Annotated in this window: 10 protein-coding genes and 3 pseudogenes; 12 read left to right on the top strand and 1 reads right to left on the bottom strand. The window is 29.7% G+C overall.

The window, feature by feature from the left end:
- Positions 1-41 precede the first annotated feature (41 nt).
- From ELQ04_RS01805 to ELQ04_RS01775, 7 genes and pseudogenes are all read left to right on the top strand, one after another.
- Positions 42-1,061 (top strand): extracellular solute-binding protein, encoded by a 1,020-nt coding sequence (locus tag ELQ04_RS01805; protein ID WP_002938598.1) that lies wholly within the window; start codon positions 42-44, stop codon positions 1,059-1,061.
- A gap of 37 nt (positions 1,062-1,098) precedes the next feature.
- Positions 1,099-2,423, top strand: a pseudogene (locus ELQ04_RS01800) (esterase-like activity of phytase family protein).
- Positions 2,420-3,228 (top strand): annotated as a pseudogene (locus tag ELQ04_RS01795) (alkaline phosphatase family protein). Before ELQ04_RS01800 ends, ELQ04_RS01795 begins: the two co-directional pseudogenes overlap by 4 nt.
- On the top strand, positions 3,225-4,064 hold the full coding sequence (locus ELQ04_RS01790; protein WP_002836379.1) for an ABC transporter permease subunit: 840 nt from the start codon (positions 3,225-3,227) through the stop codon (positions 4,062-4,064). The pseudogene ELQ04_RS01795 and the gene ELQ04_RS01790 overlap by 4 nt, the downstream one beginning before the upstream one ends.
- A complete protein-coding gene (locus ELQ04_RS01785) occupies positions 4,065-4,844 on the top strand; it encodes an ABC transporter permease (RefSeq protein ID WP_002878002.1) in 780 nt (259 codons plus the stop codon).
- Positions 4,845-4,847: 3 nt separating this feature from the next.
- Positions 4,848-5,838, top strand: a pseudogene (locus ELQ04_RS01780) (ABC transporter ATP-binding protein).
- A complete protein-coding gene (locus ELQ04_RS01775; protein WP_002781807.1) occupies positions 5,835-6,473 on the top strand; it encodes an HAD family phosphatase in 639 nt (212 codons plus the stop codon). Before ELQ04_RS01780 ends, ELQ04_RS01775 begins: the two are co-directional and overlap by 4 nt.
- A 23-nt stretch (positions 6,474-6,496) precedes the next feature.
- On the opposite strand, the gene ELQ04_RS01770 is transcribed toward ELQ04_RS01775, so the two are convergent.
- Positions 6,497-7,252, bottom strand: a complete 756-nt coding sequence (locus ELQ04_RS01770) for a basic amino acid ABC transporter substrate-binding protein (protein ID WP_002854837.1) — start codon at positions 7,250-7,252, stop codon at positions 6,497-6,499.
- Between the two features lie 595 nt (positions 7,253-7,847).
- Here ELQ04_RS01770 and ELQ04_RS01760 point away from each other — a divergent pair.
- From ELQ04_RS01760 to ELQ04_RS08670, 5 genes are all read left to right on the top strand, one after another.
- Positions 7,848-10,160, top strand: a complete 2,313-nt coding sequence (locus ELQ04_RS01760) for a hypothetical protein (RefSeq protein WP_250492244.1) — start codon at positions 7,848-7,850, stop codon at positions 10,158-10,160.
- A gap of 11 nt (positions 10,161-10,171) precedes the next feature.
- A complete protein-coding gene (locus tag ELQ04_RS01755) occupies positions 10,172-12,211 on the top strand; it encodes a filamentous hemagglutinin N-terminal domain-containing protein (protein ID WP_079396641.1) in 2,040 nt (679 codons plus the stop codon).
- Positions 12,212-12,519: 308 nt separating this feature from the next.
- Positions 12,520-13,533, top strand: coding sequence for a hypothetical protein (locus ELQ04_RS01745; protein WP_074469327.1), 1,014 nt, complete (start codon positions 12,520-12,522; stop codon positions 13,531-13,533).
- 9 nt (positions 13,534-13,542) lie between these two features.
- Complete coding sequence (locus ELQ04_RS08820) at positions 13,543-13,893, top strand: hypothetical protein (RefSeq protein ID WP_079396640.1); 351 nt, start codon at positions 13,543-13,545, stop codon at positions 13,891-13,893.
- Positions 13,894-13,995: 102 nt separating this feature from the next.
- Complete coding sequence (locus ELQ04_RS08670) at positions 13,996-15,195, top strand: ShlB/FhaC/HecB family hemolysin secretion/activation protein (RefSeq protein ID WP_243832996.1); 1,200 nt, start codon at positions 13,996-13,998, stop codon at positions 15,193-15,195.
- Positions 15,196-15,338 lie beyond the last annotated feature (143 nt).

The raw sequence follows: 15,338 nt of genomic DNA, 5'->3' as shown, positions 1-15,338 counted from the left end.
AAACTCATTAAATTTCCAAAATATTTTTTGAAAGGAAAAAAATGAGTAAGAAATTTTTCTTAAGTTTAGGTCTTGTTGCTTTATTGTTTTCAAATTCACAAGCTATTGATGAGAATTTGATTAAAGCTGCGCAAGCAGAAGGTAGGGTAAATTCTTTAGCTATGCCTGATACTTGGGCAAACTGGAAGGATACTTGGGCAGATCTTAAAAATCTTTATGGCATAGAACATAGTGATACAGATATGAGTTCAGCTCAAGAAATTGCTAAATTTAAAGCCGAAAAGAAAAATGCAAGCGGTGATATAGGGGATGTAGGAGCTTCTTTTGGAGAGATAGCGGTTAAACAAGGAGTAGCTCAGCCTTTTAAGACAAGCTACTGGGATCAAATTCCAACTTGGGCTAAAGATAAAGATGGAAATTGGCTTTTAGCTTATACAGGAACCATAGCTTTTATAGTCAATAAAGATGTAGTAAAAGATATACCTAAAACTTGGCAAGATTTGCTTAAGGGAAATTATAAAATTACCGTGGGTGATGTAAGTGTAGCAGCTCAAGCTGTGAGTGCAGTTTTGGCAGCTAATTATGCCTTAGGTGGGGATGAAAAAGATTTAAGTCCTGCTTTAGCTTTTTTTAATACTTTAGCCAAACAAGGAAGACTTGTAAATAATGATGTAAGTATAGCCAATCTTGAAAAAGGTGAAGTTGAAGTGGGTTTAGTTTGGGATTTTAATGGTTTAGGCTATAGAGATAAAGTGGGCAAAGATCGTTATGAAGTTTTAATCCCTGCTGATGGTAGTGTTATTTCGGGTTATACAACTATTATCAATAAATACGCAAAACATCCAAACGCAGCTAAATTAGCCCGTGAGTTTATACTTTCTGATAAAGGACAAATCAATCTAGCAAAAGGTTATGCAAGGCCAATAAGAATTGATCATATTACCTTGCCAGATGATATAAAAGCTAAACTTTTACCAAGTGAGCAATACAAAAATGCAAGAGCAATCAAAGATCAAAAAGCTTGGGAAAAAAGCGCTAAAGAATTGCCACAACTTTGGTAAGAAAAAGTTATAGTGGATATGAAATAAAGGAGATTGGATGAAAAAGGTTATTTTAACAAGTGCTATGCTTTGCAGTGTTTTATTTGGAGTTCAAGAGTATGAAGCCAATTTAGCAGGACATATTATCATAGATTCTAAAAGTACAGTAAAACCTCCTAAGGATGCTCCTGATTTTTTCAAAACTTATGGGAAATTTGCAAATATCACTAGAGAAGAAAAAATTGGAACTTTTAAATCTAAGGGAAACAGGGAAACAGATTTTTATTTACCTTTTAAAAATCAACCTATACAAGGACATAGTGGGATAAAATATATTCCAAAAAAAGATGTTTTTTGGGTGATTAGCGATAATGGCTTGGGTAAAAAGTATAATTCTTATGATGCTATGCTTTATGCTCACGAGTTTAAATTTGATTTTAAAAACTCAAAATACAAACTTTTAAAAACAGTTTTTTTAAAGATAGTGATAAAAAATACCCTTATCCTATAACCACCGAAACAACCAAAGAAAGGTATTTAAGTGGGGCTGATTTTGATACTGAGAGTATACAGCTTATCAATGATGAATTTTATATAGGTGGTGAATTTGGTCCTTATTTGCTTCATTTTGATAAGAATGGGAATTTAAAAGAAGTTTTTGATGTGTATGTGGAAGGTAAAAAACTTATTTCTCCTGATAATCCAAATTTAAAATTTAGTGATAAGCCTGATGGAGAAAATGAGAAATTTAATATCAAGCGTTCTAAAGGCTTTGAAGCTATGGCAAGCTCTAAAGATGGTTCTAAACTTTATTTGCTTTTAGAAGGAAGCATTTACAATAACAACGCTTATGAGAATGAAAAAGGTAAAGAATATCTAAGAATCATAGAATTTGATGTAAAAAATAAAAAATTCACCGGAAAAACTTATAAATATTTCTTAGAAGATAAAAGCCATTCCATAGGTGATTTTAATATGATAGATGATAAATACGGCATCATCATAGAAAGAGATCAAAAAGAAGGCACTAAAGATAAGGCTTGCAAAGAAGGTGAAGATACTAAGCATTGTTTTAATAATGTAGCTCAATTTAAAAGAATTTATAAGGTTAAATTAGATGATAAAACTCATGAAGCTCAAAAAATTTCTTATATAGATCTTTTAAATATTAAGGATAGAAATAAAATTTCTAAAAAGCCTTTGGTAAATGATAAATTTGTTTTTCCTTTTGAAACCATAGAAGGTGTGGATATAGTAGATGACTCTCATATAGTCGTAGAAAACGACAATAACTTTCCTTATTCTTCAAGCAGAGAACCTAATAAGACTGATGATAATGAGTTTATTTTGCTTGAAGTAAAAGATTTTTTAAAGAGTAAATGATGTCCAAAGTTATTTTAGTTGTGCTTGATGGCTTAAATTGTAAAAGCGCTAGTATAAATATGGGATATTTAAATGCACTTTACAAAGAGAATTTAGGTAAATTTTATTCTTTAGAATGCGAACTTCCTAGTATGTCTCGTCCTTTATACGAGTGCTTATTAACAGGCGTAAAGCCTGTTTTAAGTGGGATAATTAATAATAAATTGAGTTTTTCAAAACAAACAAGCATTTTTGACCTTTGCAAAGAGCAAGGCTTAAAAGCTGGAGGCGCAGCTTATCATTGGGTTTTTGAGCTTTATAATAAAAAAGAATTTATTCCTTCTTTACATCGCCATATAGAAGATGAAAATTTAACTTTGCCTTATGGACATTTTTACTATGAAATGATTATCTAGATTCTCATTTATTTGCAGATGGGGAGCATTTAAGAAACAAATATAATCTAGATTTTACTCTTATACATTCTATGAATATAGATGATACAGGACATAAATTTGGCTCACACTCTATTGAGTATGCTAATAAAACCAAAAAAGTTGATGTTTTGATTTCTGAGTATTTGCCTACTTGGTTAGAACAAGGTATTAATGTAATCATCACAAGCGATCATGGTATGACGGAGGGTAAAAGTCATGGAGGCTTAAGCGAAGATGAAATTTTAGTGCCTTTTTTCACTTTTGGTAGTGCTTTTTCGTATGAAAATGCCAAGATAAAACAGGATGAAATTTGTGGCAGTATCTGTGAAATTTTAGGACTTAAACACGATAAAAGATATAATGATGAAATTTTAAAGGCCAGAAAATGAAAGAAAAATTTCTAGCCTTTTTAAGTATTTTACCTTTTTTTATAGTTTTTACTTTTTTTATGATAGCACCTTTGATTTGGATTGTTTTTAATGCTTTTTATGTAGAAGAGGATGAAATTTATTCTTTAGCCAATTTTATACATATTTTTGAGTCCAAATTCTATCTACAAAGCATTATAAATTCTTTACAAATCAGTTTTATTTCTAGTATTTTTGGACTTTTAATAGGGCTTTTGGCGAGCTATTCTTTATTTATTTTAGCTCCATCAAAAATATGTAATTTTCTCTTTTCTTTAAATACTATGATAAGTAATTTTTCAGGAGTTCCTTTAGCTTTTGCTTTCATTATAGTTCTTGGAAGCAATGGTGTAGTTAATGTGTTTTTGAAAAATTTAGGCATAGAGCCTTTTGTTAGTGTTTATGCTAATTTCGGGGTAAATATTGTTTATGTGTATTTTCAAATTCCTTTGGCAATCTTGCTTTTGCTTCCAGCTTTTAAAAGTCTTGAAAATTCACATTTAAATGCTTGTAAAATGTTAGGTGGAGGCAATTTTTTATATTGGTTAAAAATAGCTTTGCCTTTGCTCGCTCCTGCTTTGTTTGGTGTTTTTGTGATTTTATTTGCCAATGCTTTTGGAGCTTATGCGACTATTTATGCTTTAAGTTCGGGAAATTTTAATGTCGCTCCTGTAAGAATCGCTGCTTTAATCGCAGGCGATATCAATCTTGATCCTTATATGGCTAGTGCTTTAAGCATCATTATAACTATTATTATGCTTGTTGTTACCTTTATAGCCAATTTCCTTTCTAAAAAATATAATTTTAAGGTGCTTTAAATGAATGAAAATTTGAGTTTAAAAGCTAAAATTTATCATTATGCAGTTTTGTTTTTGGTTTTTTTATTTTTAGCTTTGCCTTTAATGGCTACTTTTTTATATTCTATTTCCACTTCTTGGGGTGTAAGTGTTTTGCCTGATGATCTTACGCTTAAATGGTATCAAGAACTTTTTCATGATGAAAGATTTTTACTTGCTCTTTGGCATTCTTTGCTTGTTTGTGTGGGCAGTATTTTACTTTCTGTGATTCTTGTTTTCCCTTTGGTTTTTGTGCTAAATTATTATTTTTTAAAATTAAAAGCCTTTGTAAATATACTTATTATCATGCCTTTTGCCGTACCTCCTATAGTTAGCTGTGTGGGGCTTTTGCAACTTTATGCTGACAATATAGGAGGCACAGCTTGGATACTCATTTTTACTTATTTTACTATAGCTTTGCCTTTTATATATAGGGCTTTAGATAATGCTATATCTAATGTCAATTTAAATGAACTCATCGCATCTAATGCTATGCTTGGAGGTTCTTTAATGGGAGCGATTTTTAAACTTGTCTTGCCTAACTTAAGAAATGGAATTTTGGTGGCAGTTTTTTTAAGTTTTTCTTTTTTAATAGGTGAATTTTTATACGCAAATATTCTTGTAGGAAGTGCTTATGAGACTTTACAAGTTTATCTTTATAATATCAAAAATCAAAGTGGGCATTATTCTAGTGCTTTGGTAATAGTTTATTTTGTATTAATTTTTATAACAACTTTTATAGCTAGTTTGATTAAGGAGTGAAAAATGGCTTATTTAAAGATTAAAAATTTTAAAAAAGCTTATGGGGATAAAATTATTTTTGAAGATATTAATTTTAGTGCTAAAAAGGGTGAGTTTATAACCCTTTTAGGCCCAAGTGGCTGTGGAAAATCCACTCTTTTAAGGTGTATAGCAGGGCTTAGCCAAATTAATGGAGGAAAAATTTCTTTAAATGATAAAGATCTTACCAAATTAAGTCCTCAAAAAAGAAATATAGGTATGGTTTTTCAAAATTACGCTCTTTTTCCAAATCTTAACGTTTTTGAAAATGTAGCTTTTGGCTTAAAGATCAAAAAAATGGATAAAAAGGACATAGAAAAAAAGAGTGAAAAAAATGTTAAAACTCGTCGAGCTTGAAGAATACGCTAAAACTTATCCACATAAGCTTTCAGGCGGACAAATGCAAAGAGTGGCTTTAGCAAGATCTTTGGTGACTAAACCTGATTTACTTTTACTTGATGAGCCTTTATCGGCACTTGATGCTAAAATTCGTAAGCATTTAAGGGTGCAAATTAAAGAAATTCAAAAAGAACTTGAACTCACCACTATTTTTGTAACGCACGATCAAGAAGAAGCTTTAGAATTATCCGATAGGATTATTTTAATGAATGAGGGTAAAATCATACAAAATTCCAACGCAAACAATCTTTATCTTTTGCCAGAATCTCATTTTGTGGCTAGCTTTATAGGAAATTACAATATTTTAAGCCCTAAAGAGCTTGATAGCTTGGGTTTAAAACACGATTTTAAAAAAGATATAGCCTTGCGTCCTGAAACCATAGAAATTTCTAACGAAGGCTTAGAGGCTAAGATCAAAGAAAAATCATTACTAGGCAATATCATACGCTATAGGGTTAGAGTGCAAGAAATTGAATTTAAGGTAGATACTTTAAATTTTAGCACTCATAGTACTTATGAAGCAGGTGATAAAATCGCTTTAAAATTCAATCTTTCTTTAGCAAAAGAGTTAAAATGAAGCTTGTTTTATTTGATTTAGATGATACTTTAATACAAGGCGATAGTGCTAAACTTTGGCTTAAATTTTGTGTTGAAAAAGGTTTTTTACCTCAAGAATATTTAGAAAAAATCGTTTTTTATCAAAAACAATATCAAGAAAAAAAGCTTGATATGGATGAATTTATGACTTTTTTTCTTCAAAGTGTTAAGGGTAAAAATGAAGATAGAATTTCATCTTTAGTAGATGAATTTATAAAAATTTATATAAAACCTTATGAAAAAGCTAAAGAACTTATAATCAAATACCAAGATCAAAGGTGTATTATAATTTCAGCTACGGCTGAATTTTTAGTTAGAAAAATCGCCTCTTTTTTGGGAGTGAGAGAAAGCATAGCCATAAAATGCGAGCGTGTGGGTGATAAATTTAGTGGAAAAGCTTATGGGATTTATAGTTTTAAGGAAGGCAAGGTTTTAAGACTTAAGGAATATTTGGGTAAAGATTATGAAAAATGGATGAAAGATTCTTATTTTTTTAGTGATTCTATCAATGATTTACCTTTACTAGAGTCTGTTAGCAAAGCCTTTGTATGTAATGGTGATGAAAAAATTTTAAAAATTGCAAAAGAGAGAAAATATGAAATTTTAACTTTTTAAGCTATAAGCGTGAAAATTCACGCTTATTCTAATTCATATTTTTTAATTAAAGTATCATAAAATCCATCAGTTTTTGCTTCATCTATGCCTTTGTTAAATATTTCAATAATATCTTTTTGTTTATTTTTATCAAAAGCAAAACTAAAGCCTTCTCCTCCATCTGTTTCTTGGTAGAAGCTTACCAATTCTGGATTTTCAGCTAAAAAACCTTTAGCAGTATCTTGATCAGCTACAATAGCATCGATTTTGTTGTTTTTTAGTGCTAAAACAGCTATGTTTAAATCTTTATTGCTTTGTACTTGTGCATTTTTGATAGCTTTTGCAGTATTTTCTTGTAAAGTTCCTAGTTGAACTCCTATTTTTTTACCTTCTAAATCATTTTTCGTTTGAAGAGAGTCGTTGTTTTTTAGCTTAAGATAAAGATTTTTACTCATATAGTAAGGTTTGGTAAAATCAACACTTTGTCTTCTTTCATCAGTTGCACTCATAGCTGAGGCAATCATATCGATTTTGCCAGCTTTTAAAGCAGGAATCAATCCATCGAAATTGGTTTCAACCCAAACAATTTTAATACCATTTTTTTTGGCAATCTCTTCAACCAAATCAGTATCAAAACCTGTAAGTTTTGAGTTTTCTTTATAATTAAAAGGTTTATAATTTGGAGCAGTTCCAACCTTTAATTCTACACTTGCATTTGATTCTTTATTTTTAGAATCACTACAAGCACCTAAAAATAAACCAACTAAAGCAACTAGAGCAATGCTTAATATTTTTTTCATTTTTTTCCTTTGATATAAAATGTTTTAAAATTATACTTATTTTAAATTTATATTTAATTAAGTCTGGATCAATTTTTAGAAAAGTTATATTAATGTTGTGCTTTTAGATAATATTTAAATAATTATAAAAGTATTTTTTTAATATTTAAAATAAAATTTTATTTAAGAATATATTAATATAAAATTTGTTAAATTTTCATTAAATTTAAATATTGAAAAATAAAATATCAAATTAATATTTTATTTTATAATCAACTCAGGACATACGGGATAATGTTGCAAATAATCAATTTGCGATAAATCAAAAGGTTTTATTTTAGTGAGAAATGAGATGAAAAAATATTTTAATATTTTTAAAATTTTTACAAATAAGACAAATGCAAAATTTGGCTTGGGTGTTTGTAGTGTGGTTTTATCTTCTTCGGTTTGTTTTGCGGCGGTTCAGGCTACAAGCAAGGATGGAAAAATTTTTTATATTTCTGAACATTCTTTTAAGGATAATCAAGTTTATGATCCTCAAGCAGAAATTTTTAAAAAAATTAATGGAAAAAATTTCTATGCTTCTAAGTCAAAATACCCTATATCAAATTTAACTATGATTTATAATAACCCTAAATCTGGAAATAAAAATTTATCCAAGCTTGAAATTTTAACTCCGGATACTTCAAAAGAAGAGATCATAACAGCTTTTAGCACTTTAGGAACCGTATCTTCAGATACTCAAGCCGTTCCTAGTTCTTTTATACCTTTTATTGTAACAGCTTATGCTCAAAATACAAATGCAACAAATAATAAACTTATATTAGAAAATGGAGAATTATCTTCTGTGTATTTTTGCAAACCAAGCATAGGGGATTGTGGAGTGCCTAATAATTCTCAAAAAGGCGATCGTTTTAAGTATTTAATTACTGCGGCGTTTACTGACAGGGGCGGGGGATTTAACAATCAAACCATTTTAAAAGAAAACTCCTATATCAATATGGGTGTAGAAAATATCTACACCTTGCCCTTAAATGGAGCTCCTTATATTTCAGGATCTGTAGCTTTTGATGGTGAAGCTAAAGACAATAAATTAATCTTAGAGTCAAATACAAAAATTGACCTTCATAATTCCCAGTATTTTTCAGATGAAGAAGGTAAGGATATTTATGATGAAAGAATTACTCGTTTAATGGGAGCTTTTGGCATAAATTCTAATTTGCAAAACAATAAAGTTCTTATCGATTCAGCTAATATCGTCCTTCATGGGCCAGATGGTGAGTATACAGCTCGTTCAACCTTTGAAATTTTGGGTGCTTTAGCTGATGTAAATAATCTTAAAAAATACAATGTAAGTAAAAATTCTGTAATAATTAAAAATTTAAATTTAGATTTAATGGTAAATTCGCAAAATAAAATAACTTTTTATGATGCTGTTTTATTTGGAGAAATTTACGGTGGAAGAACATTACAGGGTAATGCAGAGAAAAATTCTATAGAAGTTTATCATTTTAACTCATTAGATCATCTTAATAAAAACATTAAAACACATGCATCGTTAAACCTCTATGGTGGGTATTCTAACGATGGTGAAGCTAATGGAAATAAAATTGTATTTCGCCTTAAAAAACCTTTAAAAATCAGTGATAATTTTTATGGAAAAAATTATTACAATCTTTACGGAGGTTTTGCTACAGAGGGTGCGAATTTTAATGTTATTGATATACAAAATGATTTAACCTATGAAAAAGTTCCACAAAATTATTCTGATAAATTTACTGTATATGCGGCAAGAACTTTAAGCGGAAAAGCAAATAATAATACCTTAAGTATAAAAGATTCTGTTATTTCATTGCCTTTATATGCTTTTATTACAAGTGAAACTACGCTAGATGGTATAGACTATATCGCCGATGAATCAAACAATAATGAAGTAAATTTTGAAAATATTAAATCATCTAAAAATTTAAGTTTGATGATCAATGCTAAAAATGTTTCAAATAATAAAATAAATTATAATCTCATTCAGAGTTTAACCGAAGCGAGCTCTTTAGGAAAGGGCTCAAAAATTATTTTAAAAGCAACTCAAAATGCAAACGACAATCTTATAAAGCTTAAAGATTGTTCTTCGGCTGCCGTGGAAAGTTCGTGCATCATAAAAGCAGATAAAGAAAGTGCTTTTAATAAAATCATCATCAACAACACAGCTTTTAGTACTGCCTCAGATAAAAGACAAGGTTATGTGGGGTTGATAGCTGGAGTGTCTGCAAATTCTCATGATAATATCATGGAGCTTGTTAATTTAAATATAGATGAGTATAAAAATCAAGATGCTATATTTTTAGCTCCATCTGGAACTTCGGATATTTCAAATTTTAAATCTTATAACAATACTTTATATTTAGGTGGAGAGTTAAATTTCTTTAAAGATGTAAATATCGATTTGCTTTCTGGTTCTGTTTTTCATGAAGTAAATAAAAAAGGCAAAATAATCACTCAAATTCTACCGCATCAAGAAGATTTTTCTAAAAACAATCGTTTGATTATAGATACTCAAGATGTTAAATCAGAAGTGGTAAATAACTTTGAAAATTTTACTTTTATTTTGCCAAATAAAATAAAAAATCCTATCTTAACTATAGAAAAACTTATCAATCTTCCTTCAAATGGAAGTATGGAAATTCTTACTAAAAATAAACCAACAAAAGGAAAATATATTCTCATACAAAGTGATGTTGGAATTTATGATGGTGACAATAGATTGTTAAATCAACAAGAATTAGAAAATTTGTTAGAAAAAATGAAAAATAATAAAAATAAATTTAATTACAACAAGATAGAAAAGTTGGCTAAAAGTACATTGAAAAATGTAAATTTTAGCTTTGAAGTTTCAGATGATGCAAAAATAATTTATATCAACATACTTTAAAGGAGAGTAACATGAAAAAGATGAGTAAACATATAGTTTTATCATTTGCGGTGAGTTCTTTACTCTTTTCTCAAGCTTATGCTTTACCACAAGGAGGTAAATTTACTCATGGTACAAGTGGGACTATCCATACCTCTGGAAATACTGTAACGATTACAGGAAAAGGACAAAATCATGTTATCCAATGGGGTGGTGGTTTTAATATAGCTCAGGGAGAAAGTGTAAATTTTACAACTTCTGGTAAAAACTACCTAAACATTGCTTATCAAAAAGATGCTTCTAAGATAAACGGAGCTTTAAATGGCGGGAATAACAATATCTTTTTAGTTAATCCCATGGGAGTTTTGATTGGCAAAACAGGAACTATCACTGCGGGAAAATTTGTAGCTAGCACGACACCTTTAAATGATGAGAATGTTAAAACTTTTTTAAAGCAAGGAGCTAGTTTTTCTCCAGCATTTGATGTAAGCAAGCAAGGAAATATTATCAATCTTGGAAAGATTAATGCAGATAATATTGTTTTAATAGGAAATAAGGTTGAAATAGGAGTAGGAGCGGAGCTAGCGGGGCAAGATGGGCAAACTAATGCTAAAACAGCCCATTTAATAGGAAATTATGTTTATATTAGTGTAGGAAAAGATAAAGAGAATAAAAATACTATTAAAATTGATAAAGATGGCTTCAAAGGCACGGCTATTGTTGAGGGATTTATGCAAAGGGATATGACAAGTTTTGCAAATGATAAATATCAATTTGGAGATTTTGGTAGCATAAAGTCACAATCATATGATGGTAAGAATAGTGTTGATTTTTATAGAGCTATTACTATAGGAGGACATTACTATAACAACGGACAAAATATAAATCATTATATGAATGCTAATGAATGGAAGCTTTTTGCCGATGGTTGGAATAGCGATGCACTCAATGGAGATATTTTTAAAGACGGTTTAACCACAATTCGCCTTATGAGCGATATTGATTTTTCATATTTAACTAGCAATGGAAAGCAAATAGCTATTGATCCTGTTGGCGCCAATAAATATGCTTTTAGCGGTAATTTTGATGGTGGAAATTATACTTTAAAAAATATACTTATCAATGCTCAAAACACAGACAAAGGATGGAATACAGGTATTTTTGGTAAAGTTGAAGGAAAAGATAGTAATAAGAAGGCTAAAATTTATAATCTTAATGTCGATGGTTTGAAATTTAGTGGAAAAACAAATTCTGGAGGAGCTTTTGTTGGGCAAAGCTCTAACGCAGATTTTAGCAATATTCATTTAAAAAATATTGGAGATTTAATTTTCTTTGACCCAAATTCCAAAAATGGAACCGATGGATTTCTTTATGGTGGTGGTTTTGTAGGTTATGCTCAAAGTGGTTCTAGTTTTAATCGTATTAGTTTAGATAATTTTTCTAAAATCGCACTACAGCCAGAGGGTAAATTTAGCAGTGCGTATATTGATATTTACTTAGGTGGTTTTGCTGGCTATTCAGAAGGTAGTAATTTTTCTAATATTTTATTAAACAATATTGGCGGAGTAACGATTTTAGGTTCAGAAACAGGTGGCAATATTTTTGCAGGTGGTTTTGTAGGTTATGCTGGAGATAAATCATATTTTTCTCAAATTGATTTAAAAAATATAGGTAGTGTTCAAGCAGATGGTAAAACTTTTGTCAAGCATGCTGGCGCAGGAGGTTTTGCTGGAGCTATAAATGGAACTAATTCTTTTGAAAAAATTTCTTTAATAAATTTTGGAGATATTATTGCGAAAAGAGGATATGTTTGGACTCCTGATGGAATTGCTTCAGATAAGCTTTTTAATGTTGGATCTGGTGGATTTATTGGAATTTTAAATCCTCTGAATAAAGATATACTTTATGTTAGCTTTAAAAATATTTTAATTAATTTTGATCAAAAAATGCAAATTTATGCTAAAGCTGGAGATGGTGTCGGTGGCTGGTTTGGCAATGATTATAATAATTATGAATTTAATGCTGCAGGTGGATTCTTAGGGGGCTTTTTAATTCTAGAGTTGGAGATGTAAATTTTAATAATATCCAAATGAAATTTGGAAAAGAAACAAAAATAAAAGTTCAAAAATATAGAACTAATAATAAAGAGATGTTCCAAGGTTTATTTATGGGATATTTTGTTAAAGATTGGTGGGATGGAATATTAAAAACAAACAATATTTTCGTATACTATGAAAAAAATTCTCGAGATACTTACGCTGGTTATTATGATGTTAAAGGTAAATTTTTTGGAGAGATTTTAAATGATTCTGCTCTTGCACATGGAAGAGGCTTTGAATTTTATGATTATAATATAAAAAATAAAGTTATTAATGAAGCAATGGTTGGATTTTTAGAGAATCAAGGAGGGGTAGTTAGTAAAGATTATAACAATGGATATGTTTCTTATTATGATGGTAATGCAAAAATTACTCCAGAAGTACCTGATTTTAAAGATCCTGTATTATCCAAAAATGACTTTGATCCAAAATTACTTCAAAGAATTTTAGATGATTTGATGAATGGAAAATACACTTATGATTTTGATACCAAAACTTGGACTTACACAGATAGTAAGGGTGTGGTAGGGGAAAATGAAGCTAGTGAGATCACTCAAAGTTTAAATTTCTTAAATGCGTTTAAAGATACTGGAGTAGAACAAGAATTTGTAAATTTGTGGAAAAATTCCCAAGATCAAAATTATAAAAATTATACCAATCTTTATGAAAAATGGACGCAAAAGAAAACTGCTATGCATAAAATCAAAACCGGCGAAGGTTATTTCGCTAGTTTTAAAGAAGAATTACAAAAATACCAAGAAGCCTTAGCTCAACTTGACAAAGAAAATAAAAACTATGAAAAAATCAAAGAATCAGGCTTAGTTAGCGATGAAACACTTAAAGTTATGTATGAAAAACTTTTAGAACAAAAAGAAGCTCTTGAAAAGCAGTTTGCGGATCTTAGTGGAAATGAAGGATTTCACTATAAGCTTGAAAATGAAATTCTAAATTCTCAAGGTTTTTCTATAGAAGGTAAAGATGTAGATGATAAAGCATACACTGGAAATTTTAATTTTAAAGGAAAATTAGCCTCATTGCCAGAAAAACCAAATATATCTATCTATGAGCCAGATAAACAAGGGGGTGAAGATCCAGACAAACCTTCTGTATTGCCGCCTGAAATTCCTGAAAAGGTTGTAGAAGCTCCTATAAAAATTCAAACCGAAGTAGACACAAAAAAAGAAGAAGATGATGATCAAGTGGAAATAGGAGAAGCAGATGCTAGAAGTAGTGGTTTGCGTTGTATTGTAAGTGATAATTTTAAGACAATGAATATTTGTGTAAATGCAAAATAGGAAATAAAAATGAGAAAAATTTTAGTTGTTTTAGTCTTATTGCAAGTATTTTCACATGCTGAAGAGCTAAATAATAATAAAATAAGAGAGCTTATAGAAAGCTCTCCTGAAGCAAATGAACCGCAAAATAAAAATTTAAAGAATACATTAAAAAATCAAAAAAGCCCTGTAAATTTTAAAGAGCAAAATACTACAAATATTACAAATTCACAAACTGATCAAAATGAAGCTAAGGTTTTTGTAAGAGAGTATGTTTTGCATATCGATAATAAAGATTTGACATTTAAAAAATTAAGAATTAGCGAAAAAGAAATTCAAGATGCAATAGCTGAGTATCGCAACCAAGAGTTAAGCTTATAAAATTTAAAAGATATAACAAACATTATAGCTTATTATTGTCAAGTAAGTGGCTATCCTTCGGCAACTGCTTATATACCACCACAAGATTTAAGTTCTAACAAAGTGCAAATTAACATAGCTTTTGGAACTTTAGGAAAAGTAATCATTAAAAACAACTCAGGTGTGAGGGATTATGCTTTAGAGAGTAAATTGAACAAAAATCTTAAAGGGAAAGTTATCACAACTAAAAATGTGGAAAATGAAATTTACAAAATCAATGAAATATACGGAATCCAAACCAATGCTAATTTACAATCAGGTGATGGTTATGGAGAAAGCGATGTTATTATAGAAGTAAACAAAGGTGATAGTGCAACTTTAACTTTATATTCTAACAACTATGGGACTAAAGAAACAGGTCGTTTTAGAGCAGGAATGAGTCAAAGTTTAAACAATATAGCAAGACAAGGGGATAACTTAAATTTTTATCTTCAAGATAGCGATGAAAATCAAATAGATTATGGGATTAATTATAGTACTTTTATAGGAAATTTAAAAATTACTCCATTTGCAACTCAAGGACATTATGTTCTTGGTGGAATTTATAGAAATCTTGGTTTTTATGGGGACTCTATGAATGTTGGGGTAAATTTTTCTTATCCTGTGTTTTTATATACCGAGTATTCTTTATATCTTGTTTCGGGTTTTACTCATAAAAAGATTAAAGATTATTATCTTGATGGTTTAGTAAGTAATGAAAAAGCGAGCAATAGTGTAAATTTAGGCATAGAAGGAACTTATAAAGGTTTGGAGAATAATGTCCTAAGTTATACTTTAAATTTTACATATGGCAATGTTGAAAATGATGGTGATTCTTCTGGATTTAATGGAGTAAATTTAGGGAATTTTGGAAAAATGAATTTAAATTTAAGCAACGAATATCAATTCCAAGAACGCTTAACTCACATTTTTCAACTCAATTATCAAAAAGTTATCGGTGGTGCTGTTTTAGATAGTAGTGAATCCGTGTCTTTAGGTGGACCTTATGGTGTGCGTGCTTATTTAGAAGGCGAGGGGAGTGCGGATAATGTTATTTCTGGCACCTTAGGAATAAGATTTCAAACACCTTTAGAAGGGCTTTACTTGACTCCTTTTTATGATATAGGATATTCTTGGTATGAAAATAAAGAATATCAAAGCGAAAATCATTATTTTATGGATGCAATGGGTATGCAAATACTCTATACAAGAAGCGCTAATTTTTATGTAAAAATGGATGCTGCAAGAGCTGTTCATCGGTTTAAACACGATGGAGAACATTGAGCAAGAGTTTATGTAAGCCTAGGAAAATACTTTTAACTTTGGGGTGATTGGAGAAATTTCTACCCCCCCCCATTTTTCAACCCACCAAATACTTATATAAATACTTACACAAATATTTATACTATTTAATCCTTTATTTAATC

Source organism: Campylobacter sp. CH278 (assembly GCF_004378845.1).
Classification (GTDB): Bacteria; Campylobacterota; Campylobacteria; order Campylobacterales; family Campylobacteraceae; genus Campylobacter_D; species Campylobacter_D jejuni.
This window is presented reverse-complemented; position numbering and strand designations above follow the sequence as displayed.